The organism is Sphingopyxis panaciterrae (genome assembly GCF_011762125.1).
GTDB lineage: Bacteria > Pseudomonadota > Alphaproteobacteria > Sphingomonadales > Sphingomonadaceae > Sphingopyxis > Sphingopyxis panaciterrae.
The window spans coordinates 1215848-1236522 of the sequence record NZ_JAASQN010000001.1 but is presented as its reverse complement, the minus strand read 5'-3'; the positions used below and the strand labels follow the sequence as shown (position 1 = coordinate 1236522).

The 20675-nt window shown below is 64.9% G+C and carries 20 protein-coding genes; 7 read left to right on the top strand and 13 right to left on the bottom strand.

Annotated features, from left to right (window positions below):
• Positions 1–43 precede the first annotated feature (43 nt).
• From ndk to FHR22_RS05680, 4 genes are all read right to left on the bottom strand, one after another.
• Positions 44–466 carry a nucleoside-diphosphate kinase gene (gene ndk / locus FHR22_RS05695; protein WP_166939803.1) on the bottom strand — a complete coding sequence of 141 codons (423 nt, stop codon included), beginning with the start codon at positions 464–466 and terminating at the stop codon, positions 44–46.
• 89 nt (positions 467–555) lie between these two features.
• On the bottom strand, positions 556–1086 hold the full coding sequence (locus FHR22_RS05690) for a hypothetical protein (protein WP_166939801.1): 531 nt from the start codon (positions 1084–1086) through the stop codon (positions 556–558).
• Positions 1087–1177: 91 nt separating this feature from the next.
• On the bottom strand, positions 1178–1627 hold the full coding sequence (locus FHR22_RS05685; protein ID WP_166939799.1) for a DNA polymerase III subunit chi: 450 nt from the start codon (positions 1625–1627) through the stop codon (positions 1178–1180).
• A 119-nt stretch (positions 1628–1746) separates the two neighbouring features.
• The gene (locus tag FHR22_RS05680; protein WP_166939797.1) at positions 1747–3216 is read right to left on the bottom strand and encodes a leucyl aminopeptidase; all 1470 of its coding nucleotides are present in this window, start codon (positions 3214–3216) and stop codon (positions 1747–1749) included.
• Between the two features lie 164 nt (positions 3217–3380).
• Between FHR22_RS05680 and FHR22_RS05675 the strand changes: the two genes are divergently transcribed.
• The 4 genes from FHR22_RS05675 (at position 3381) to rsmA (ending at position 9003) form a co-directional block, all read left to right on the top strand.
• Positions 3381–5648: an LPS-assembly protein LptD gene (locus tag FHR22_RS05675; RefSeq protein WP_166939795.1), complete on the top strand. Its 2268-nt coding sequence runs from the start codon at positions 3381–3383 to the stop codon at positions 5646–5648.
• Positions 5649–5813: 165 nt separating this feature from the next.
• Complete coding sequence (locus FHR22_RS05670) at positions 5814–7154, top strand: peptidylprolyl isomerase (protein ID WP_166939793.1); 1341 nt, start codon at positions 5814–5816, stop codon at positions 7152–7154.
• Positions 7154–8173, top strand: coding sequence for a 4-hydroxythreonine-4-phosphate dehydrogenase PdxA (pdxA, locus tag FHR22_RS05665; protein WP_166939791.1), 1020 nt, complete (start codon positions 7154–7156; stop codon positions 8171–8173). The genes FHR22_RS05670 and pdxA overlap by 1 nt, the downstream gene beginning before the upstream one ends.
• Positions 8170–9003, top strand: a complete 834-nt coding sequence (rsmA, locus tag FHR22_RS05660) for a 16S rRNA (adenine(1518)-N(6)/adenine(1519)-N(6))-dimethyltransferase RsmA (protein ID WP_341786560.1) — start codon at positions 8170–8172, stop codon at positions 9001–9003. The genes pdxA and rsmA overlap by 4 nt, the downstream gene beginning before the upstream one ends.
• Before the next feature lie 190 nt (positions 9004–9193).
• Here rsmA and FHR22_RS05655 read toward each other — a convergent pair whose 3' ends face one another.
• On the bottom strand, positions 9194–10561 hold the full coding sequence (locus tag FHR22_RS05655; RefSeq protein WP_166939789.1) for an OprO/OprP family phosphate-selective porin: 1368 nt from the start codon (positions 10559–10561) through the stop codon (positions 9194–9196).
• Positions 10562–10784: 223 nt separating this feature from the next.
• On the opposite strand from FHR22_RS05655, the gene FHR22_RS05650 reads away from it, so the two are divergent.
• Positions 10785–11687, top strand: a complete 903-nt coding sequence (locus tag FHR22_RS05650; protein WP_166939787.1) for an SDR family oxidoreductase — start codon at positions 10785–10787, stop codon at positions 11685–11687.
• A gap of 126 nt (positions 11688–11813) precedes the next feature.
• Positions 11814–12887 carry a hypothetical protein gene (locus tag FHR22_RS05645; protein ID WP_166939785.1) on the top strand — a complete coding sequence of 358 codons (1074 nt, stop codon included), beginning with the start codon at positions 11814–11816 and terminating at the stop codon, positions 12885–12887.
• Here the strand turns inward: FHR22_RS05645 and FHR22_RS05640 are convergent.
• From FHR22_RS05640 to eno, 8 genes are all read right to left on the bottom strand, one after another.
• Positions 12865–13212, bottom strand: a complete 348-nt coding sequence (locus FHR22_RS05640; protein ID WP_166939783.1) for a DUF2794 domain-containing protein — start codon at positions 13210–13212, stop codon at positions 12865–12867. The two genes, FHR22_RS05645 and FHR22_RS05640, sit on opposite strands and share 23 nt — an antisense overlap.
• 265 nt (positions 13213–13477) lie before the next feature.
• On the bottom strand, positions 13478–14188 hold the full coding sequence (gene epsC, locus FHR22_RS05635; protein WP_166939781.1) for a serine O-acetyltransferase EpsC: 711 nt from the start codon (positions 14186–14188) through the stop codon (positions 13478–13480).
• An 86-nt stretch (positions 14189–14274) separates the two neighbouring features.
• Positions 14275–14916 (bottom strand): hypothetical protein, encoded by a 642-nt coding sequence (locus FHR22_RS05630; RefSeq protein ID WP_166939779.1) that lies wholly within the window; start codon positions 14914–14916, stop codon positions 14275–14277.
• Between the two features lie 156 nt (positions 14917–15072).
• Positions 15073–16485, bottom strand: coding sequence for a pyruvate dehydrogenase complex E1 component subunit beta (locus FHR22_RS05625; protein ID WP_166939777.1), 1413 nt, complete (start codon positions 16483–16485; stop codon positions 15073–15075).
• Position 16486: 1 nt separating this feature from the next.
• Complete coding sequence (gene pdhA / locus FHR22_RS05620) at positions 16487–17557, bottom strand: pyruvate dehydrogenase (acetyl-transferring) E1 component subunit alpha (RefSeq protein WP_166939775.1); 1071 nt, start codon at positions 17555–17557, stop codon at positions 16487–16489.
• Positions 17558–17822: 265 nt separating this feature from the next.
• Complete coding sequence (locus FHR22_RS05615) at positions 17823–18149, bottom strand: FtsB family cell division protein (RefSeq protein WP_166939773.1); 327 nt, start codon at positions 18147–18149, stop codon at positions 17823–17825.
• A gap of 70 nt (positions 18150–18219) precedes the next feature.
• The gene (locus FHR22_RS05610) at positions 18220–18417 is read right to left on the bottom strand and encodes a PH domain-containing protein (RefSeq protein WP_166939771.1); all 198 of its coding nucleotides are present in this window, start codon (positions 18415–18417) and stop codon (positions 18220–18222) included.
• A gap of 205 nt (positions 18418–18622) precedes the next feature.
• A complete protein-coding gene (gene eno, locus FHR22_RS05605; RefSeq protein ID WP_166939769.1) occupies positions 18623–19897 on the bottom strand; it encodes a phosphopyruvate hydratase in 1275 nt (424 codons plus the stop codon).
• A 226-nt stretch (positions 19898–20123) separates the two neighbouring features.
• Here eno and FHR22_RS05600 point away from each other — a divergent pair, with 226 nt between their 5' ends.
• Positions 20124–20669 (top strand): hypothetical protein, encoded by a 546-nt coding sequence (locus tag FHR22_RS05600; RefSeq protein ID WP_166939767.1) that lies wholly within the window; start codon positions 20124–20126, stop codon positions 20667–20669.
• Positions 20670–20675: the final 6 nt, after the last annotated feature.

Genomic DNA, 20675 nt, shown 5'->3' with positions numbered 1-20675 from the left:
GGATCGCTCCGGCGGCCTTGTCCTGCCTTGCGGCCGATATCGTTTAGCCGACGATTTCTTCGGGCTTGAAGAAATAGGCGATTTCGATCGCCGCATTTTCGTCGCTGTCGCTGCCGTGAACGCTGTTCGCCTCGATGCTTTCGGCGAGTTCCTTGCGGATCGTGCCGGGCGCCGCGTCCTTGGGGTTGGTCGCGCCCATGATGTCGCGGTTCGCCTGCATGGCGTTTTCGCCTTCCAGAACCTGGACGACGACGGGGCCGCTGATCATGAAATCGACGAGTTCACCGAAGAAGGGGCGTTCCTTGTGGACCGCGTAAAAGCCTTCGGCCTGTTCGCGGCTCATGTGGATGCGCTTCGATGCGACGACGCGCAGGCCGGCGTCTTCGAGCATCTTGGTGACGGCGCCGGTCAGGTTGCGGCGCGTCGCGTCGGGCTTGATGATCGAAAAGGTGCGGGTGACCGCCATGGGAAAGCTCCTGGTTGTTATGATTTGCGATGCGCGCGCCTCTAGCCGCGCTTTTGCCGCATCGCAAGGACAGAGCGCGTACGCCCCGCTCAGCCGCCCGAGCCATAGGTTACCACGCCCTCGACCATATCGCCGGTCTGCGTCGCGGTGACCTGGATCGAGGTCTTTGTATCTTCCGGTTTTTCGGCGCTGATGATGATCGTGTCCTCGGCCGTCATCTCCGATTTCACCTTCAGCCCCGCTGCCTCGATCTGGCGCCGGTAATGGGCGACGACATCGGCCGCCTTTCCTTTGACTTCGAAGCTCGCCATTCCGCCCTGCTTGCCTTCCGACGCGCCCGCGAACCCGCCGGTCATCTTCGATCCCGGAAAGGGGGTAAGCCCCGCGGGCAGCTTGGCCTCGCCGCCGAAGCGGACTTCGCCGTCGTCGGTCTTGATCGTCACCTGGTCGTTTTCGCCGTCCTTGCCGCTGCGCACGCTATAGTCGGCGGACTTGCCCGTTTCGGGGTCGATGTAGGTGCCGCTCGCGACTTCGCTGTCCGATTTGGAACCGCAGCCGGCGAGCAGCAGGGTCGCGGCGGCGAGCGCGGAGCAGAGGGTGGATCGGTTGCGGATGGTCATCTGGGAAGCTCCTGTTGCGACGTAAAGTCCGCCCCCCTTGCGCGATCACCGCCCGCCCGTCGGTGACGGCTGTCACAGCTTCTTGCCGCCGCTACGGCCCCTCGGCCCAGCGGCCGCGATCATCCTGTTTCCAGAAATGGATTTCGGTGTCCTCGGCGGCGCTGAGCTTGCGCCATGTCGCGCGCGCGTCGTCGATGCGGCTGTTGTCGAAGAGCAGGAAGGTGCGCTCGAAGCGCAGCGCCTCGTCGCGCCATTCGCCGTCGGCGAGCGCGACGAGACGCGCGCGGTTGGCGGGCGCGGGGTCCAGCGTTCCCGAGAGCAGGATCGGTTCGATTTCCTCGTCGGGCGACCCCGCGGCGCCGTGCGGCAGGAAACTGGCGGGCTGCACGGTCCACAGCGCCTCGTCGATCGCCTGCCGCTGGAGCGCCGAGGCCGCCACAACCAGCAGACGGTCGCCCGCCGCCAATATGCGCGCCGCGATCGCGGGGAGCACCCGCTCGACGGGGTCGCGGGTCAGCCGGTAAAAGTCGACGCGGGGCATCTGATCCCTATCCAATGACCGTCATTGCGATGAGCCGAAGGCGACGCGGCAATCCAGAGCAGCGCAAGACCGCCCTGGATTGCTTCGCTCCGCTCGCAATGACGACCATGAAATTCAACCTACCCCTCGAAATTCTCGGCGATGAAGCGGTCGAGCAGGCGCACGCCATAGCCCGTCGCGCCCTTGGCATAGACCGGACCGTCCTTGTCCGCCCACGCCATGCCCGCGATGTCGAGATGCGCCCAGGCGACGCCGTCATTGACGAAGCGCTTCAGAAACTGCGCCGCGGTGATCGAACCGGCTTCGCGCGGGCCGATATTCTTCATGTCGGCGATCGGGCTGTCGATCAGCTTGTCGTAGGCGGGCGACAACGGGAAGCGCCACAATTTGTTGTTCGACGTCTCGCCCGCCGCGAGCAGGTCGGCAGCGAGGCCGTCTTCGTTGGCGAACATGCCGGCAAATTCGTGACCGAGCGAAATCACCATCGCCCCGGTCAGCGTCGCGAGATCGACGATCACCTTGGGATCATAGGATTTCTGCGCCCAGCTGATCGCGTCGCACAGCACGAGACGGCCCTCGGCGTCGGTGTTGAGCACCTCGACCGTCTGCCCCGACATGGTGGTAACGATGTCGCCGGGGCGCATCGCATTGCCGTCGGGCATATTTTCGACGAGGCCGACGATGCCGACAACATTCGCCTTTGCCTTGCGCCCCGCGATCGCCTTGATCGCGCCCGCGACGGCGCCCGCGCCGCCCATGTCCCACTTCATCATGTCCATGCCCGCCCCGGGCTTCAGGCTGATGCCGCCGGTGTCGAAGGTGACGCCCTTGCCGATGAACACGACCGGTGCCTCGCCCGCCTTACCGCCATTCCAGCGCATCGCAAGCAGCCGCGGCGGGCGGGTCGAGCCCTGCGCAACGCCGAGCAGCGCCCCCATGCCGAGCGCCTTCATCTGCTGTTCGTCGAGGATTTCGAGTTCGACGCCAAGGTCGGCGAGATGCCGGCAGCGTTCGACGAAGCTTTCGGGATAGAGGATGTTCGGCGGCTCGGCGACCAGCGTCTGGGTCAGCGCGACGCCGTCGGCAATCGCTTCATTTTCGGCCCAGCGGTCCGCGAGGTCGCCGTGCGCCGAGGCGATGGTCACCGATTTAAGGCTGGGTTTCGCCTTGTCGGCGAGGCGGGTGCGATAGGTGTCGAGGCGCCAGTTGCGCAGCCGCGCGCCCATCGCGAAGGCCAGCACATCGTCGGCATCGCTGGCGCCCGCGCTGGCGAAATCGACATGGACCGCGGCGGCGCCGCTCGTCTGAAGCCGCGCGACAAGCGCCGCGCCGCCGCGTTCGAGATCGTGGACATCGCCCTCCCCGATGCCGACGAGCAGGAGGCGCAGCACGCGGCTGCCGTCGACCGCGGCGGTTTCGGCCACCGAGCCCGCCGCGCCCTCGAACCGCGCCTGTGCCGCGGCGCCGCCGAGCAACGCGCCGTGCGGATCGCCGAGCGCCTGGACCAGCGCGGCGAGACCGCCCTTGCGGACCGGGAAAGCGACGACGTCGGCAGACGCATCGATTTGCGCGACAAACTGAATGTCCATGCGATGACTTTCTTATGTGAAGATTGATTGCAACGTGGCGGACCGATAGGGGTTTCGCTTGCGAGTTGCAAAAACAAAGCAGCCGGTCCGGTCCGGGTGGACTTTCAAAGGGTATGGGACAAAGTGACTAAATGACCTTGGCTTTGTTCCACGGAAAAGCGCCGATGCGGCCGTTCTGGCTCGCCACGGCCAGCGCATGCGCCTTGCTCGCGGCGCCGGCTTCGGCGCAGGATGGCGGCGAATCGCCGCCCCCCGCAGCGCCCGGCACCCCCGACCTGCAAACCCCCGATGTCGCGCCGCTCGTCACCGATGCGCCCGATTCCAAGGCCGAGGACCAGATCGGCTTCGCCGCCGACAATCTGAATTACGACAGCGACACCGATATCGTCGTCGCCGAGGGCAATGTCGCGATGAACCGCGACACGATTTCGATGCGCGCCGACAAGGTGACGTGGAACCGCAAGACCGGCCAGGTTTTTGCCGAGGGCAATGTCGCGATCAAGAATCCCGAGGGCGATGTTGCCTATGGCGACAAGATCGAGCTGACCGACACGCTGCGCGACGGGGTTGTCGAAGACCTGCTCGTCGTGCTCGACAATGGATCGCGCCTCGCGGCGATCCGCGGCACGCGCTTCGACAACGGCAATATCGAGCTGGAAAACGCCGCCTATACCCCCTGCCCGGTCGAAGATAACGAAGGCTGTCCCAAAAATCCGAGCTGGCAGGTCCGCGCCGTCAAGGTGCTGTACGACAAGGCGAAGAACAAGGTCCGGTACAAGGGCGCGCGGATCGAGATTTTCGGCCTGCCGCTGATCCCGCTGCCGGGTTTGAGCCACCCGCTCAACAACGAACCGAGCAGCGGGCTGCTCGTTCCCGAAATCCGCCTCGACCGGTCGAACGGGTTCGAGATCGCGGTCCCCTATTATCTGCGCATCGCGCCCGACCGCGACGTGACGATCACGCCGCATATCTACACCGGCGCGGCGCCGATGATCGAGGGTGAAGCGCGCGCGCTGACCGACATCGGATCGTTCCGGATCAACGGCTATGCGACCTATGGCTCGCTCGTCCCGCTGACCGGCGAGGATCCGAACAGCCGCAAGCGCTTCCGCGGCTATCTGGAGAGCGCGGGCAAATTCCAGTTCGATCCGCGCTGGAGCCTGACCTATTCGGGCCGCATCGCGACCGACCGTACCTTCATGCGGCGTTACGACATCAGCCGCGACGACCGGCTGCGTTCGATGTTCGAGATCGAGCGGATCGGCGGCAACAGCTATTTGTCGATCGCCGGCTGGGCGACGCAGACGCTGCGCCGCAACGACGCGCAAGGCCAGCAGCCGATCGCGCTGCCGATCATCGACTATCGCCAGCGGCTTGCTGACCCGCTGTTCGGCGGCCAGTTCGAGGTGCAGCTCAACACGCTGGCGATCGCGCGCACCGCCGGACAGGATACGCAGCGCGCCTTTGCCGGCGTCCGCTGGGACCTCAGGCGGCTGACGACGATGGGGCAGGAAATCACCCTGACCGCACTCGTCCGCGGCGACGTGTATCACAGCGACGAGAATCTGCTGACCGGCATCCCCGGCTATCGCGGCAAGTCGGGGTGGCAGGCGCGCGGGATCGCGGCGGTTGCTGCCGACGTACGCTGGCCGTTCGTCGGCGAATTCATGGGTGGCACGCAGACGCTGACCCCGCGCATCCAGGTCGTCGCGACGCCGCCGATCAAGAATCTCGACATTCCGAACGAGGATTCGCGCGCCTTCGACCTGGAGGACAGCAACCTCTTCGCGATCAACCGTTTCAACGGCCACGACCGGTTCGAGGATGGCGCGCGCATCACTTACGGCGTCGAATGGAATTTCAGCCGCCCCGGCTTCAACATCAACAGCATCGTCGGACAAAGCTATCGCCTGTCCGACAAGCCGAGCCTGTTTCCCGACGGCACCGGGCTGACCGACCGCACGTCGGACATCGTCGGGCGCACGACGATCGCGTATAAGGATTTCCTGCGCCTCACCCACCGCTATCGCCTCGACAAGGATAATCTGGCGGTCCGCCGCAACGAGATCGATGCGACGATCGGCAGCCAGTCGACCTATGCCGTGCTCGGCTATTCGCGGCTCAATCGCGATATCCTGCTGCTCGGCGAGGATTTGCAGGATCGCGAGGAAGCGCGCGTCGGCGGGCGCGTCGCGGTGGCCAACCACTGGTCGGTCTTTGGCTCGGCGATCGTCGACCTGACGCGGAAGGTCGACGATCCCCTGGGCATCGCCGACGGTTTCGACCCGATTCGTCACCGGCTGGGCGTCGCTTATGACGATGATTGCCTGTCGATCGCGTTGACCTGGCGCCGCGACTATATCGATACCGGCGATGCGAAGCGCGGCAACAGCTTCTCGTTCCGCATCGCCTTCCGCAACCTGGGGTTCTGACGGCCGGAGAGCGGCGGGAGGAAGCCGGTGCCCCCGTTCGCTCAGCCTAGGTTCAGCGTCGGCGGGGTATCCGCGACCATCAAATGGCCCCGAAGGCGGATTGCGCTGGACCATCGGGCGTGTCCGCTGATACGGAGCATGCCTCATTTCTCGAATAGGGTAGCAATGACCAGATTTTCGACCATGATCGGACTGATCGCCGTAGCGTCCGTGGGTGCGGCGCCGGTGCTGGCGCAAACCGTCGCCGACGAAGAAGTCCCGACGACCAGCCTCAACATTCCGGGCAACGTCCAGATTTTCGGCGATGCAAAGCCCAACGTCTATCGCCCGTCGGCGACGGTGAACGGCGAGATCATCACATCGACCGATATCGAGCAGCGCATGGCGCTGATCCGGATCGCGAACAACAATCTGGAATTGCCGCCCGAGGAAGTGCAGCGGCTGCGCCAGCAGGTTTTCAGCAATCTGATCGATGAAAAGCTGCAGATCCAGGAAGCCCGGGCCGCCGACATCTCGATCGACGAGAATCTGGTGAACGAACAATTCGCGCGGCTCGCGACGCGTTTCAAGCAGACGCCCGATCAGTTTGCGACCTATCTGACGTCGAAGGGATCGTCTTCGGCCGCAGTGAAGCAACAGATTCGCGGCGAATTCGCATGGGATCGCCTGCTGTCGCGCAACATCCAATCGACGACCAATGTGTCGACCGAGGAAGTGGAATCGGTCGTCAAGCGGATGAACGAGGCCAAGGGGCAGGACGAGTTCCACCTCGGTGAAATCTATCTTTCGGCGACCCCCGAAAATGCGGCGGCGGTCGCCGAAAACGCACAGAAGATCATTCAGGCGCTTCAGGCCGGCGGCAGCTTCGCGGCTTATGCCCGCCAGTTTTCCGAAGCGTCGACCGCGGTCGTCGGCGGCGACCTTGGCTGGGTGAAGGCCGGCCAGCTGCCGGCATCGATGTCCGAAGCGGCGACGCAGATGCAGCCCGGCCAGCTCGTCGGCCCGATCGAGGTGCCGGGCGGCGTGTCGATCATGCTGATGATCGACCGGCGCCAGGTGCTGACCGCCGATCCGCGCGATGCGGTGCTCAGCCTGAAGCAGCTGTCGCTGGAATTCCCTGCCGGCACGTCGCAGGCGCGCGCCACCGAGCTGGCCGGCCAGTTTGCCGAAACGACGCGGACGATCGCGGGCTGCGGCGCCGCCGACGATGTCGCGCGGCAGCTGGGCGCCACCGTGGTCTCGCGCGACAATATCGAAATGCGTTCGCTGCCCGGACCGTTGCAACAGACGCTCGCAACCTTGCAGATCGGGCAGACGACACAGCCCTTCGGCGCCGCGAACGAAGGGATCAGCGTCCTCGTCCTGTGCGGCCGCGACGTGCCGAACACCGCGACCGCGCCCGACGTCCAGCAGATCGAAAACCGGCTGCTGGAGGAAAAGGTCAACAAGCGGGCGCAGCGCTATCTTCGCGATCTGCGCCGGGACGCCGTGATCGAATATAGCTGATGTCTGACCGATCCAACCCGCGCCCGATCGCGGTCACCATGGGTGACCCGGCGGGCGTGGGCCCCGAAGTCGCGGCGCGCGCCTGGGCGGCGCGCCGCGAGCATGATTTGCCCGCCTTCGTCGCGATCGGCGATATCGCCGCGATCGAGGCGGTGTGGGACGGCCCCGTCGCGCGCATCAGTGACATGGACGAGGCGGTCAAGGCGTTCGATAACGGGCTGCCCGTCTGGCACCTCGAAGACAGCGGGCCGCTGAGCCCCGGCAGCCCGACGCCGGCCGGTGCGACCTGCGCGCTCCACGCGCTCGAAACCGGGATCGGGCTGACGCGCAACCAGGCGAGCGCCGCGCTCGTCACCGGTCCGGTGTCGAAACATGCACTGCACGGCATCGGCTATACGCACCCCGGCCAGACCGAGTTCATCGCCGAACGCTGCGGCGTGACCGCGACCAATGCGGTGATGATGCTGGCGGGCCCCAGCCTGCGCGTCGTCCCGCTGACCGTCCATATCCCGTTGTCCGAAGTCCCCGACCGGCTGACCAGCGAGCTCATCGTCGCCAAGGCGCGCATGGTCGCGCGCGGGCTGCAGCGCGATTTCGGCATCGCGCAGCCGCGCCTCGGCGTCGCGGGGCTCAACCCCCATGCCGGCGAAAGCGGCCAGCTCGGCGACGAGGAAATCCGGATCATCGCGCCTGCGGTCGAACAGCTTGCCGCCGACGGGATCGTCATCGACGGCCCGCTCGCCGCCGATGCGCTGTTCGCGCCCGGCATCCGCGACCAATATGATGCGCTGCTCTGCTGCTATCATGACCAGGCGCTCGCGCCGTTCAAGGCGCTGCATTTCCACGACGGGGTCAACCTGACACTGGGATTGCCGATCATCCGCACCTCGCCCGACCATGGCACCGCCTTCAACATCGCCGGACAGGGCAAGGCCGATCCGGGGCCGACGATCGCCGCGATCGCGATGGCGGCGCGGATGGCGGCGGCACGCGAGCGCAGCAGCGCCCCCGCGAAGTGACGCGCCAGCCGACGCACATCCTGCCGCCGCTGCGCGAAACGGTGCGCGCGCACGGCCTGTCGGCGAGCAAGGCGCTGGGGCAGAATTTCCTGTTCGACGAACAATTGCTCGATCGCGTCGCGGCGCTGCCGGGCGATCTTGAGGACGCCACGGTGTTCGAAGTAGGCCCGGGACCGGGCGGACTGACGCGCGCGCTGCTGCGCGCCGGGGCACGCGTGATCGCGGTCGAACGCGACGATCGCTGCCTGCCTTTGCTCGAAGAACTGGGCGCGGCGTTTCCCGGCCAGTTACAGGTCGTCGCCGACGATGCGATGGCGATCGATGCCAACGCGCTCGCGGGCGGACCCTATCATATCGTCGCCAACCTGCCCTATAATGTCGGCACCGCGCTCTTCACCCGCTGGCTCGAGCCCGCGAACTGGCCGCCGCAATGGCTGTCGCTGACCCTGATGTTCCAGCTCGAGGTCGCCGAACGCATCGTCGCGTCCGTCGGGACCAATGCCTATGGCCGCCTCAGCGTCCTCGCCCAGTGGCGATCGTCCGCGAAAATCGCGATGAAGGTACACCGGTCGGCCTTCACGCCGCCGCCCAAGGTGATGTCGGCGATCGTCCATGTCGTCCCGGCCGGCCAGCCCGCGGGCGTCGACCCGAAAATCCTGTCGAAACTGACCGAAAAAGGCTTCGGCCAGCGTCGCAAGATGCTGCGCCAGAGCCTGAAGGGCATGGCGGGCGCAGTCGAGGCGCTCGATACGCTGGGCATCGACCCGACCCGGCGCGCCGAAACGGTCAGCGTCGGCGAATGGGTGGCGCTGGCGCGGGTGCTGAGCTGAGCGGTTTCGCGGCGCAGCGCGGATTTGGGGTGGGGAGCTGCCGTAGCTTCATCCACCTTCGTCATCCCGGGCTTGACCCGGGATCCGCCTGTCCCTTCAAGAAGGCAGACCCCGGATCAAGTCGAACGAGCCACGTGTCTCGTTCGAGGGTGACGATGATGGAACGGCAGCAATCAGCCGATAACGACCGTCAGAAATCGATCTGCGTGCGCAGCCCGAAAACGTCGGCCGAATAGTCGCGGTCGCCCGTCGCGGTCGCGACGACCGCGTCGTTGATCTTCACCCGGCCATAGTTGGCGATGACGCGGATATAGTCGATCGGCGCCCACACGACCCCGATCAGCGCGGTGCGCTGGCGGCCGCCGACGATCCCGTTGTCGTTCAGGTCGAGATAATCGTAACGCGCGTTGATCTCGATCGCGCCGATCCCGCCGTCGGTGATCGATTTCGACGGTTTCAACCGGTCGAACGCGCCATCCTTATAACTGCGGCTATCGCCGCTGGTCAGCACCATGCCGACTTCGGCATAGCCGCCGAAGAAGGTCGGATCGGCGAAGCCAGGGCGCTTGGCGGTCTGCCAGTAACCCTCCGCCGCGGCGTGGAACGGCCCGCTGTTCATCGCCGCTTCCAGCCCATAACCGCGCTCGCCCGTGGCGCCGATATTGCCGGTATCGATCAGGCGCGTGTCGGTCGTGTGGACGAACGGCCGCGCCCGATAGCGTGCATTGGGCGACTGGTCATTGAAATCGCGAATATGGGCCGATCCACCCAGATGAAGCTGTGTTTTGCCCAGCTTGGGCGTCCACACCGCGCGCACATCCCCGCTAATGCTGTTGTTCGCATCGTTCAGAAGGTCGTTGGCATTGTCACCGAACACGCCCGCCTGCACCAAGAACCCCTCGCCCTTATATTGCGTGGACAGGCCGACGCGGCGTTCGAAGCCGAACGCCTGCACAAAAGCGGCGCGCTCGGTAAAGCTGGTGAACAAATCGCTCGTCATATCGTCGAGCGACGTGAAGGGTCTGATGTGCCCCACCGTGACCGACAGAGGCCCGGGGCCATAGGTGAAATAGATATCGGTCAACTCGACCGCGCTATTGGCGAAATCGGCTTCGACGCGGTAGGAAAAGCCGCCCGGGATCTTGCCGTCGACGCCTAGGAAGACGCGGCGGATTTCCGTTGCCATACCGCCATGGGTTCCCAGGACGCCCGCGGGCGCATCGATGCCGGCAACATCGAACTGGGCGCGCCCGCGCGGCTTGAAGCTCCAGCCATCGGCGGTCTTGATCTCCGGGGCGCCCTTCCAGCTGATGTCGGTCGCGGGCTTTGCTGTGACTGTCGGCGTCGGCGTCGGCGTCGGCGCCGGCGCGGTTGCGGTTGCGGTTTCGCCCGTCGCGGCATCGAGCCGCGCCTCGAGCGTCTGCACCTGCGACTTCAGTGCCGCCAGTTCGGCGCGGAGCGTCGCGGCTTCGTCGGCGCTCATCGCCTGGGCGTGGGCCACCGTCGGCAGGCCAAGCATCGAAGTGCCCAACAGGGCGGCGGTCAGGACAGGGCGCATGATGTTGCTCCGTTGCGTAAGGTGACAATCTTGGGCTTTGGCCCCGCGGCGCTGTTATGACCGATAAGTGACAGTTGCACGTCAATTGAATGACATTTTTGTTTCAGCATAGAATTTCATTCAGCCCTTGTCTGAGGCAAGCGAACGGCTAAGGACGTCCAAGCTTTCAAGGCCAGTTTTTTCCGGCAACCTTTTACCGGGCGGCCTCTTCCGGGAGATCATCATGACGATCAAATTTGACGGGCGCGTTGCTATTGTCACCGGCGCCGGCGGCGGACTTGGCCGCGCCTATGCGCTTGAACTCGCGCGCCGCGGCGCCAAGGTGGTCGTCAACGACCTCGGCGGATCGCGCGACGGCACCGGCCATTCGGACGCCGCGCTGGCCGTGGTCGAGGAAATCCGTGCCGCCGGCGGCACCGCGATGTCGAACGGCGGCAGCGTCACCGAATATGACCAGATGGTCGAAATGGTCGCCAAGGCGAAAGAAGAATGGGGCGGTGTGCATGTCCTGATCAACAACGCCGGCATCCTGCGCGACAAAAGCTTTGCCAAAATGGAGCCCGCCGATTTCGACCTGGTGCTGAAGGTGCATGTCAGCGGCAGCGCCAACGTCACCAAGGCGTGCTGGGACCTGATGCGCGAACAGGCCTATGGCCGCATTCTGATGACCGCATCGTCGACCGGCCTGTACGGCAATTTCGGCCAGGCCAATTACGGCGCCGCGAAGCTCGGCCTTGCCGGGCTGACCAAGACGCTCCACCTCGAAGGCGCGAAATATAATATCCGCTGCAACACGATCGCCCCGGTCGCCGGCACGCGCATGACCGAGGACATTTTCCCCGCCGAGCTGTTCGAGAAATTCACGCCTGAAAATGTCGTCCCCGCCGCGCTGTACCTCGTCAGTGAAGATGCGCCGACCAACATGATCGTCGGCGCCGGCGCCGGCGCGTTCCACGCCGCCTACGTCACGATGACTCCCGGCGTTGCCCTTCCCGAAGGCGAGCGCACCCCCGAGGGCGTCGCCGCGGCGTGGGAGAAGATCATCGACCGCAATGGCGAAACGGTCCCCCAGTCGGGCAGCGAGCAATCGATGGCGGTCATGAAGGCGTTACAGGCGCTGGGCTGAAGCTTTGGTTGGCCCTCCCCGTCGCGGAGCGATGGGGAGGATGTGGTGCATGACTGTATTGACACACCAATACGCTGATGGCATAACGCCTGCGGGACAAGGGGATCGGACAGAAGGACGACCCCGATGTATAGTGAAAGCGACCTGCAAACCGCGGTCGATGCGCATGTTCTGACGCCGGAGGCCGCCGCGGCATTCCGGTCACATATCGCATCGGTCCGCGCCGCTCCCGGAGCGGACGAGGAATCATTCCGCCTCATCACCGGTTTCAACGATATTTTCGTCAGCATTGCAGCAGTCATCCTGCTCGTCGCGGTCGGCTGGATCGGCGCCTCGATCCATCCCGCGCTCGGCGGTGCGTTCGTCGCCGCGTCGGCGTGGTTCCTCGCCGAATATTTCACCCGTCAGCGCCGCATGGCCTTGCCCAGCATTGTCCTCGTGCTTGCCTTTTCGGGCGGGGTGTTCGGGACAATGGTCGGCTTCCTCGTCAAACATGGTGAGGCGATTTTCGGCAATGATCCGGGCAATAGCGTCGGCGCATTGGTCATCGGCGGCATCGCGCTGGTAACTGCCGCGGCGACCTGGCTGCACTGGAAGCGGTTCATGGTGCCGATCACCGTCGCCGCCGGGACCGCCGCGCTCGCCGCGACCGCGGTGGCGCTGGTGCTTGCGGTCACCGGCCTCCCCAGCCCCGACGGCACCCTGCCGATGATCCTCGTCCTGATCGCCGGTCTCGGCGTCTTCACGCTCGCGATGTGGTGGGACCGCAGCGACCGCGTGCGCCAGACGCGGCGCAGCGACGTCGCCTTCTGGCTCCACCTGCTCGCCGCGCCGATGATCGTGCACCCGATCTTTCACCTGCTCGGCGTGACGCGCGGCGACGATATCGGCAGCGGCGCCGCGATCCTCGTCGTCGGCATCTACATCGCGTTCGGGCTGATCGCGCTGGCGATCGACCGCCGCGCCTTGCTCGTCTCGGCGCTCGCTTATGTGCTGTTCGCGATGACGCAGCTGTTCAACAGCTTCGGCGCGGTCGAGCTCAACGTCGCGCTGACGGCGTTCGTGATCGGATCGGCGCTGCTGCTGCTCTCGGCCTTCTGGCAGAATGCCCGCGCGGTCGTGGTCGGCCTGCTGCCCGAAAACCTCGCCAACCAGTTGCCGGCGACGGTGCGGGCGGTCAGTCCCCTACCAGCTTCATAAGCTTGCGTTCGACGGGGGCGAGCACATTCGACAGCTCGTCCCCGCGTTTCAAGATCGCCCCGGCTTCGGAGACAAGGGCCCACATGCCCTGCCGGCTCCGCAAGGCGGGGCGTTTTTCTATCCGATACTCGGGACGCTCGGCGGCACGGCGAAAGGCGGAGAAAATGGCGGCATCGCGGTGGAAATCCATCGCATAGTCGCGCCAATGTCCGGCGGCGACCATCCGGCCATATAGGTCGAGGATGCGCATCAATTCGGGGCGCTCGAAACCGGTCTGCTGCGGCACCGTTCTATTCGCGAACGGCAGAGGCGTCACCGTCCCCATGGGATCAGAACCCGCCCATTACGCGTTCGAGGCGCAGAAATGGCGAAGATATCGGGTGCGGGCGGCCGCCGCGGATGGTGGTTCCATTCGCAAGGGCGCGCGCGCCCGAGATCGAAGCCATTTCTGCGTCCCTTCGGGATTTGACCGATTTTGTCCATGGCCGCGTCAGCAAGTCTTGGAATATCGACATATGCCTGCGCCTTGCTTCCTCGCCCTGAACAAAATCGCTTCAAACCTCGAACGCGCAATGGGCGGGTTCTGATCCCTAGACGCTATTCCGGCTCCCCTTGCGCCGCGGCGCTTCCTCTTCGGCAAGCTCGCGTTCGGCGAGCAATGCCGCGAGCTGTTTCTGCATCTGGTCGAGCTGGCATTGCAGCAATTCGACCTTCTGCGTCGCGGGGTCGAAGGTCTCGCTGCACGGGGTGCCATAGGGGACGAACTCGCGCGCATATTCGGTGGCGTCGAGCAAGGTCGAGCGCGCCGGAATGCCGACCATCACCGCGCCTTCGGGCACGTCCTTGGTCACCACGGCATTGGCGCCGACGCGCGCGCGCGGGTTGACGATCACCGGGCCCAATATCTGCGCGCCCGATCCGACGATGACGTCATTGGCCAGGGTCGGGTGGCGCTTGCCCGCGATGCCGTTGGCTGGATCGGTGCCGCCCAGCGTCACGCATTGATAGATGGTGACATTGTCGCCGATTTCCGCAGTCTCGCCGATCACGGTAAAACCATGGTCGATGAACAGGTGGCGACCGATCTTGGCGCCCGGATGGATATCGATCGCGGTCAGCCAGCGCGAGAAATGGTTGACGAAGCGCGCGAGGAAGAACAGCTCCGCCTCGAACAGCCAGTGCGCGACGCGATGCATGCCCACCGCGAGCAGGCCCGGATAAAGAAGGATTTCCCAGCGCGACCGCGGCGCGGGATCGCGCGCCTTGATCGAATCGAGATAGGCGATCAGCCCGTTGAACATCCGTGTGTCCCCTGCGACCCTATTTTGTACCGGGCAAGATAGATGTTCGCCCGCGGCATTTCTACCCCCGAGGCGGCAATTAATCGTTAGCGTCCGAGAAGGCCGACGCGAAACAGCAGCAATCCCTCGCTGCGCCAATGCCGTTCGCCGCCCCGTTTCGCGATGGCAGCAGCCCAACGATCGAGGATCAGCAAGCCGCGATGCCGCTTGAACAAACGGCGCGGCGGCGGCGCCGTATCGCGGGCCGCGGCGAACAGGTCGCGCCCTTCCTGCGCGCCTTCCTGCAACCCGGCGCCCCAGAGCAGCCCCCAGCGTCGCCCGCCGCTGCCGGGCCCGCCCGACAGCGTAAACAGCGCCTCGCCAAAGGCGGCAGCGGCTGCGTGCCGTGCCGCGTCGTCCTCGGCGAGCAGCATGGCCTCTGCCGCGTCGACGAGCGCATCGAGACCACCCTCGCCGCCCCAGCTTGCCTGCAATTCGGCGAGCAGCGGCTCGCCTTTCGGCAGCGCCGCAGGATCGCTCGCGAGCATCGCCATCATGTCGCGCCACCAGGCGAGCTTGATCTGCCCGATCAGCGGCTCGCGCGCTTCGCGGAGCAGCCTGGTCAGCCGCTCGGCCAGCGCCCACAGCGCCGCGATCGCCGGGCGCCGGGCGTGCGGCACCGCGACCATCACGCGCGGATCGCGGATGTCGGGGTAGGTGTCCGCCTCGGAAACGGTTTCAGAGTCCATGCGCCAGCGGCGCTATCACCACATCGCCGTCATTGCGAGCGCAGCGAAGCAATCCAGGGCGGTTTACGCCGTCCCTGGATTGCTTCGCTCGCGCAAGGCGCGAGTTTATCCTGAGCGCCTGCAAGGCAGTCGAAGGGCTCGCAATGACGAGCTGATTTACGCGCGATTGCAGATCGCCTTCACCGCCGCGATCACCCGCGGCGTGTCGACGAGCGCCGCCTTTTCGAGATTATGCGCATAAGGCAGCGGCACGTCCTCGTTGCACACGCGCATCACGGGTGCGTCGAGATCGTCGAAGCCATGTTCCATCGCGACCATCGCGATTTCGCTGGCGATCGAACAGGTCGGCCAGCCTTCCTCGACGACGACCAGCCGGTTCGTCTTCTTGAGGCTGGCGAGCACGGTCGCGGTGTCGAGCGGACGCAGCGTGCGCAGGTCGATGACCTCGGCGTCGATCCCCTCGCCAGCGAGCGTGTCGGCGGCTTCGAGCGCAAGCCCGACGCCGATCGAATAGCTGACGATGGTGACGTCGCTGCCCTTGCGCATGATCCGCGCCTTGCCGATCGGCAGGACGAAATCATCGACCTCGGGCACCTCGAAGCTGCGGCCGTAGAGCAGTTCGTTTTCGAGGAAGACGACCGGGTCTTCGGTGCGGATCGCCGCTTTCAGCAGCCCCTTGGCATCGGCGGCGTCATAGGGCGCGATCACGATCAGGCCGGGAACGCTGGCGTACCAGGGCGCGTAATTCTGGCTGTGCTGCGCGCCGACGCGCGCCGCGGCGCCGTTCGGGCCGCGGAACACGATCGGACAGCGCATCTGGCCGCCCGACATATAGTTGGTCTTCGCCGCCGAGTTGATGATGTGGTCGATCGCCTGCATCGCGAAGTTGAACGTCATGAACTCGATGATCGGCCGCAGCCCGCCCATCGCCGCGCCGGTGCCAAGCCCCGCGAAGCCGTATTCGGTGATCGGGGTATCGACGACGCGCTTCGACCCGAATTCGTCGAGCAGACCCTGCGTCACCTTGTACGCGCCCTGATATTCGGCGACTTCCTCGCCCATCACGAAGATGCGGTCGTCGGCGCGCATTTCCTCGGCCATCGCATCGCGCAGCGCCTCGCGGACGGTCAGCTTGACCATCGCAGTCCCTTCGGGGATCGCGGGATCCGATGCGCGTTCGGTCGCGGCGGGTTTTTCTGCCTTTTCTGCCGTTTGCCCTGCGCTTGTCGCGGGGGCATCCTCCGCCGCGGGCGCCTCGACGGGCTCAGCCTGAGCGGGGGCGGGATCCGGTGCGGCGGCGGCAGGCGCCGGCGCTGCCGTCTCTTCTCCCTCGCCCGTAATCGTCGCGATCACGGTGCCGACCTTCACATTGTCGGTGCCCTCGGCGACCAGGATCTGGCCGATCGTGCCTTCGTCGATCGCTTCAAATTCCATCGTCGCCTTGTCGGTTTCGATCTCGGCAAGGATGTCGCCCGACTTCACCGCGTCGCCTTCCTTGACGAGCCACTTGGCGAGCGTGCCTTCTTCCATCGTCGGCGACAGCGCCGGCATCTTCAATTCGATGGCCATCTCAATATTGCTCCACCAGCACGTCGGTATAAAGTTCGGAAGGTTCGGGTTCGGGCGCGCTTTCGGCAAAGTCGGCCGATTCCGCGACGATTGCACGGATTTCCTTGTCGATATCCTTGAACTTTTCCTCGGGAATGCCGGCGTCGAGCATCAGCTTTTTTAGATGTTCGATCGCGTCAGATTTGTCGCGCACCGCCTGCACTTCCTCGCGGCTGCGATATTTGGCGGGATCGGACATCGAATGGCCGCGATAGCGATAGGTCTTGAGTTCCATCAGCACCGGCCCCTTGCCCGCGCGCACCCATTCGAGCGCTGCCTCGGCGGCGCCGCGCACTTCGAGCACGTCCATGCCGTCGACCTGCATGCCGGGGATGCGGAAGCTTTCGCCGCGGCGGTAGAGCTGATCCTCGGCCGACGAGCGATTGACCGACGTGCCCATCGCATATTGATTATTCTCGATCACGAAGATGATCGGCAGCTTCCACAGCTCGGCCATGTTGAAGCTTTCGTATACCTGGCCCTGGTTCGACGCGCCGTCGCCGAAATAGGCCATGGCGACACCGCCGTCGCCGCGATATTTGTGCGCAAAGGCCAGCCCGGTGCCGAGCGATACCTGCGCGCCGACGATGCCGTGGCCGCCATAGAATTTATGCTCGACGCTGAACATGTGCATCGAGCCGCCCTTGCCCTTCGAGATGCCGGCCTGGCGTCCCGTCAGTTCGGCCATGATGACCTTGGGGTCGATGCCGTAAGCGAGCATGTGCCCATGGTCGCGGTAGCCGGTGATCACGCTGTCCTTGTCGCCGTCGAGCGCCGATTGCAGGCCGACCGCAACGGCTTCCTGGCCGATGTAGAGGTGACAGAAACCGCCGATCAGGCCGAGCCCGTAAAGCTGGCCCGCCTTCTCTTCGAAGCGGCGGATGAGCAGCATCTCGCGGTAGAACTTCTCGAGTTCTTCGGGCGTGGCGTCATAGGGTGCGGGATCGCGCGGGGATTCGCGATTGGTCGCGGGAGCTGGGGTGGAAGCGACTTTTTTTGGCGCGGCAGTCTGGCGCGCGGGTGCTTTGGCCAAGGGAGGTTTCCTTTGATTTAGCCGTTACGGCAAGGCCCCCTATAGGACCGCCATGTCGTGCTTGGCAACGCCCACCATGGAGGAGCGCGCGAGCGATTTACGTATCCAGCAATGGCGCGATATTAAGCCCCTCCCCTTCAGGGGAGGGGTTGGGGTGGGGGCTGCCTGGGTGGCGTAAGGCCGATAGCCCCCACCCCGCTGCGACTAAGCCAGCAAGCTGACAAGTCTCGCTGCCCCTCCCCTGAAGGAGAGGGGCTAAACTCGCTTACGGCTTCGCGCCGGGTTCCATCGGAATGATCACCTCATCAGGGTGATAGGCGCCCAGCTTTTCGCGGACATATTCCTCGGCCAGGTCGGGATCGACACGCCGCCGGTCGAGCAGGTTGACGCGATTCTGCAGTTCGTTCTGCTTCTTGGTGAGCTCGGTCAGCACGACGCGCTTCTTCTCGACCGACTGGCCATAATCGCCCCACGCATAGAGGCCGGTCGGCCCGAAGATGATATAGCCGATCATCGCCAGCACCGCGATTACCGCGATCGCGGGACCGACTGCCCGGTTCATCGATTTGCGGAATTTGTGGCGCTGCGTCATTCCGGCCCTTGAATCAGAGTTGATTCGTGGCGTCAAGGCGTCAGATGCCGCTTTTCAACAACTCATCCGATCAGGAAAGCCGCCAAAGCTGCGGTGCCGCCTTGCTGAGCGTACCGAGCCGCATCGCGCCTTCCCACAACTCCATATCGCGTCCGGACGCTTGTCCCTGTGCGATCTGCAACGCGAAATCGGGGCTTTCCGCCTCGAAATCGATGCGCTTCGGCTCGCCCGAGGAATCATCCTTGAGCAACAGATAAAAAGACCGCATGTCAAATACCTTGCATGACGGAAGCTGGTGCGGACTCGGCTTTCGACAAGTTTCGATCGGCTGACCATATGAAACGGAGGGACTGCGGGCATTGAAGCCGGGACCACGAAAAGCCGATCTAGTGGGAAAACCGCAACCGTCGCGTGACAGTATAGCAGTCTTCCACCATCGGGCCTAATTTATAGTTTCGCCCCCGAAGAGAGGCTTAGCCGAAAATCGCCATCCCCGGGAAGCGCGCCATGTCGCCCAGTTCTTCCTCGATGCGGATAAGCTGGTTGTATTTCGCGAGCCGGTCCGAACGCGCGAGGCTGCCGGTCTTGATCTGGCCGCAGTTGGTCGCGACCGCGAGGTCGGCGATCGTCGAATCCTCGGTCTCGCCCGACCGGTGCGACATGACGGCGGTGTAACGCGCGCGATGCGCCATATCGACGGCGTCGAGCGTTTCCGACAAGGTGCCGATCTGGTTGACCTTGACGAGCAGCGAGTTGGCGAGGCCGTCCTTGATCCCCTGTTCCAGCCGCAGCGGGTTGGTGACGAACAGATCGTCGCCGACAAGCTGGCACTTGTCGCCAACGAGGTCGGTCAGCGCTTTCCAGCCGGTGAAATCATCTTCGCTCATCCCGTCCTCGATCGACTTGATCGGATAGTCGTTCACCAGCGCGGCGAGATATTCGGCCATCTGCTCGGGGCTGAGCGAAAGCCCCTCGCCGCTGATCTCATACTTGCCGTTCTTGAAGAATTCGGTCGCGGCGCAATCGAGCGCGAGCACGACGTCGGTGCCGAGCTTGAAGCCCGCCTGGTCAACCGACGCGGCGATGAAGTCGAGCGCAGCGCGCGTCGAGGCGAGGTTCGGCGCGAAGCCGCCTTCGTCGCCGACCGCGGTGGCAAGGCCCTTCGCCGACAAGCCCTTCTTCAGCGTGTGAAAAATCTCGCTGCCCCAGCGCACCGCCTCGGCGATGCTGCCGGCGCCGACGGGCATGATCATGAATTCCTGGACGTCGATCGGATTGTCGGCATGCTCGCCGCCGTTGATGATGTTCATCATCGGCACCGGCAAGGTACGCGCCGAGACGCCGCCGACATAGCGGTAGAGCGGCAGGCCGCGCGCGTCGGCCGCAGCCTTGGCAGCGGCGAGGCTGACGCCGAGGATCGCATTGGCGCCGAGACGGCTCTTGTTCGCGGTGCCGTCGAGGTCGATCATCGCCTGGTCGAGTTCGCGCTGGTCTTCCGCATCGAGGCCGATCAGCGCTTCGGCGATATCGCCGTTGACCGCGGCGACGGCCTTCGTCACGCCCTTGCCCAGATAGCGCGCCTTGTCGCCATCGCGCAGTTCGACCGCTTCATGCGCACCGGTCGACGCGCCCGAAGGCACCGCGGCGCGGCCGAAGCTGCCGTCTTCGAGCAGAACATCGACTTCGACGGTGGGATTGCCGCGGCTGTCGAGGATTTCGCGGCCGTGGATGTCGATGATGGCGGTCATGGGTCGGGTCCTGTTGCGCAAGGCCAGCAGATGGCCGGTTGAATAAGCGCCCGCCTGTTATCGGCGGCTTGCCGCTAGTGCAACCGTCAAGCATGCGGCACAGGAATTTTGCGTGGCTATGGAACCATTGGGCGTGTCTTGCTATATTAAGGCAGGACCCAGAGGGACTTGCGCGACCGGCATCGACCGCCGGCGCCCGGTTCTGATAAAGAAGAGGACAACGCCGATGGCCAAAGCTGCTACTCCCGCGACAAAGAAGGTTGCCGCCCCCCGCCCCAAAGCGCCCGCCAAGGCCGGTGCGACCAAGGCTGCGCCCGCGCGCAAGCCGGTGGCGGTGAAAAGCGCGAAGGATCACCCGATCCGCGACCAGATCGCCGCGACGCGCGACACCATCAAGTCGGAAGCGTCGAAAAAGGCCGCTTCGCTGAAGACCGATGCGACGACGCTCGCCAACCAGGCATCGGCGAAAGCCCGCGATGCCGCGACCAAGGGCAAGGACAAGGCGGCCGAAGCCGTCGGCAGCCTCGCCAAGCTGCTCGAGGACAGCGCCGGCACCGTCGACACGAAGTTCGGCAAGCAATATGGCGATTATGCACGTTCGGCCGCGTCGACCGTTGCCGGGCTCGCGACGACGCTCGACAAGAAGGACCTCGACGAACTCGCCAAATCGACCAAGGACATGGTGAAGAAGAACCCGGCGGTCGCCGCGGGCGCCGCGGCAGTGATCGGCTTTGTCCTCGCCCGGATGCTGAAGGGCTCGAACAACGGTTGATCCGAG

What these genes read in the sequence shown, in the direction of transcription:
- FHR22_RS05610 (WP_166939771.1), bottom strand. Translation starts at nt 18,417, where the DNA reads ATGCGGTCTTTTTATCTGTTGCTCAAGGATGATTCCTCGGGCGAGCCG.
- FHR22_RS05650 (WP_166939787.1), top strand. Translation starts at nt 10,785, where the DNA reads ATGACGATCAAATTTGACGGGCGCGTTGCTATTGTCACCGGCGCCGGC.
- FHR22_RS05625 (WP_166939777.1), bottom strand. Translation starts at nt 16,485, where the DNA reads ATGGCCATCGAATTGAAGATGCCGGCGCTGTCGCCGACGATGGAAGAA.
- FHR22_RS05655 (WP_166939789.1), bottom strand. Translation starts at nt 10,561, where the DNA reads ATGCGCCCTGTCCTGACCGCCGCCCTGTTGGGCACTTCGATGCTTGGC.
- FHR22_RS05685 (WP_166939799.1), bottom strand. Translation starts at nt 1,627, where the DNA reads ATGCCCCGCGTCGACTTTTACCGGCTGACCCGCGACCCCGTCGAGCGG.
- FHR22_RS05640 (WP_166939783.1), bottom strand. Translation starts at nt 13,212, where the DNA reads ATGGGGACGGTGACGCCTCTGCCGTTCGCGAATAGAACGGTGCCGCAG.
- pdxA (WP_166939791.1), top strand. Translation starts at nt 7,154, where the DNA reads ATGTCTGACCGATCCAACCCGCGCCCGATCGCGGTCACCATGGGTGAC.
- FHR22_RS05630 (WP_166939779.1), bottom strand. Translation starts at nt 14,916, where the DNA reads ATGGACTCTGAAACCGTTTCCGAGGCGGACACCTACCCCGACATCCGC.
- FHR22_RS05615 (WP_166939773.1), bottom strand. Translation starts at nt 18,149, where the DNA reads ATGACGCAGCGCCACAAATTCCGCAAATCGATGAACCGGGCAGTCGGT.
- FHR22_RS05680 (WP_166939797.1), bottom strand. Translation starts at nt 3,216, where the DNA reads ATGGACATTCAGTTTGTCGCGCAAATCGATGCGTCTGCCGACGTCGTC.
- FHR22_RS05690 (WP_166939801.1), bottom strand. Translation starts at nt 1,086, where the DNA reads ATGACCATCCGCAACCGATCCACCCTCTGCTCCGCGCTCGCCGCCGCG.
- FHR22_RS05670 (WP_166939793.1), top strand. Translation starts at nt 5,814, where the DNA reads ATGACCAGATTTTCGACCATGATCGGACTGATCGCCGTAGCGTCCGTG.
- eno (WP_166939769.1), bottom strand. Translation starts at nt 19,897, where the DNA reads ATGACCGCCATCATCGACATCCACGGCCGCGAAATCCTCGACAGCCGC.
- FHR22_RS05675 (WP_166939795.1), top strand. Translation starts at nt 3,381, where the DNA reads ATGCGGCCGTTCTGGCTCGCCACGGCCAGCGCATGCGCCTTGCTCGCG.
- epsC (WP_166939781.1), bottom strand. Translation starts at nt 14,188, where the DNA reads ATGTTCAACGGGCTGATCGCCTATCTCGATTCGATCAAGGCGCGCGAT.
- FHR22_RS05645 (WP_166939785.1), top strand. Translation starts at nt 11,814, where the DNA reads ATGTATAGTGAAAGCGACCTGCAAACCGCGGTCGATGCGCATGTTCTG.
- ndk (WP_166939803.1), bottom strand. Translation starts at nt 466, where the DNA reads ATGGCGGTCACCCGCACCTTTTCGATCATCAAGCCCGACGCGACGCGC.
- FHR22_RS05600 (WP_166939767.1), top strand. Translation starts at nt 20,124, where the DNA reads ATGGCCAAAGCTGCTACTCCCGCGACAAAGAAGGTTGCCGCCCCCCGC.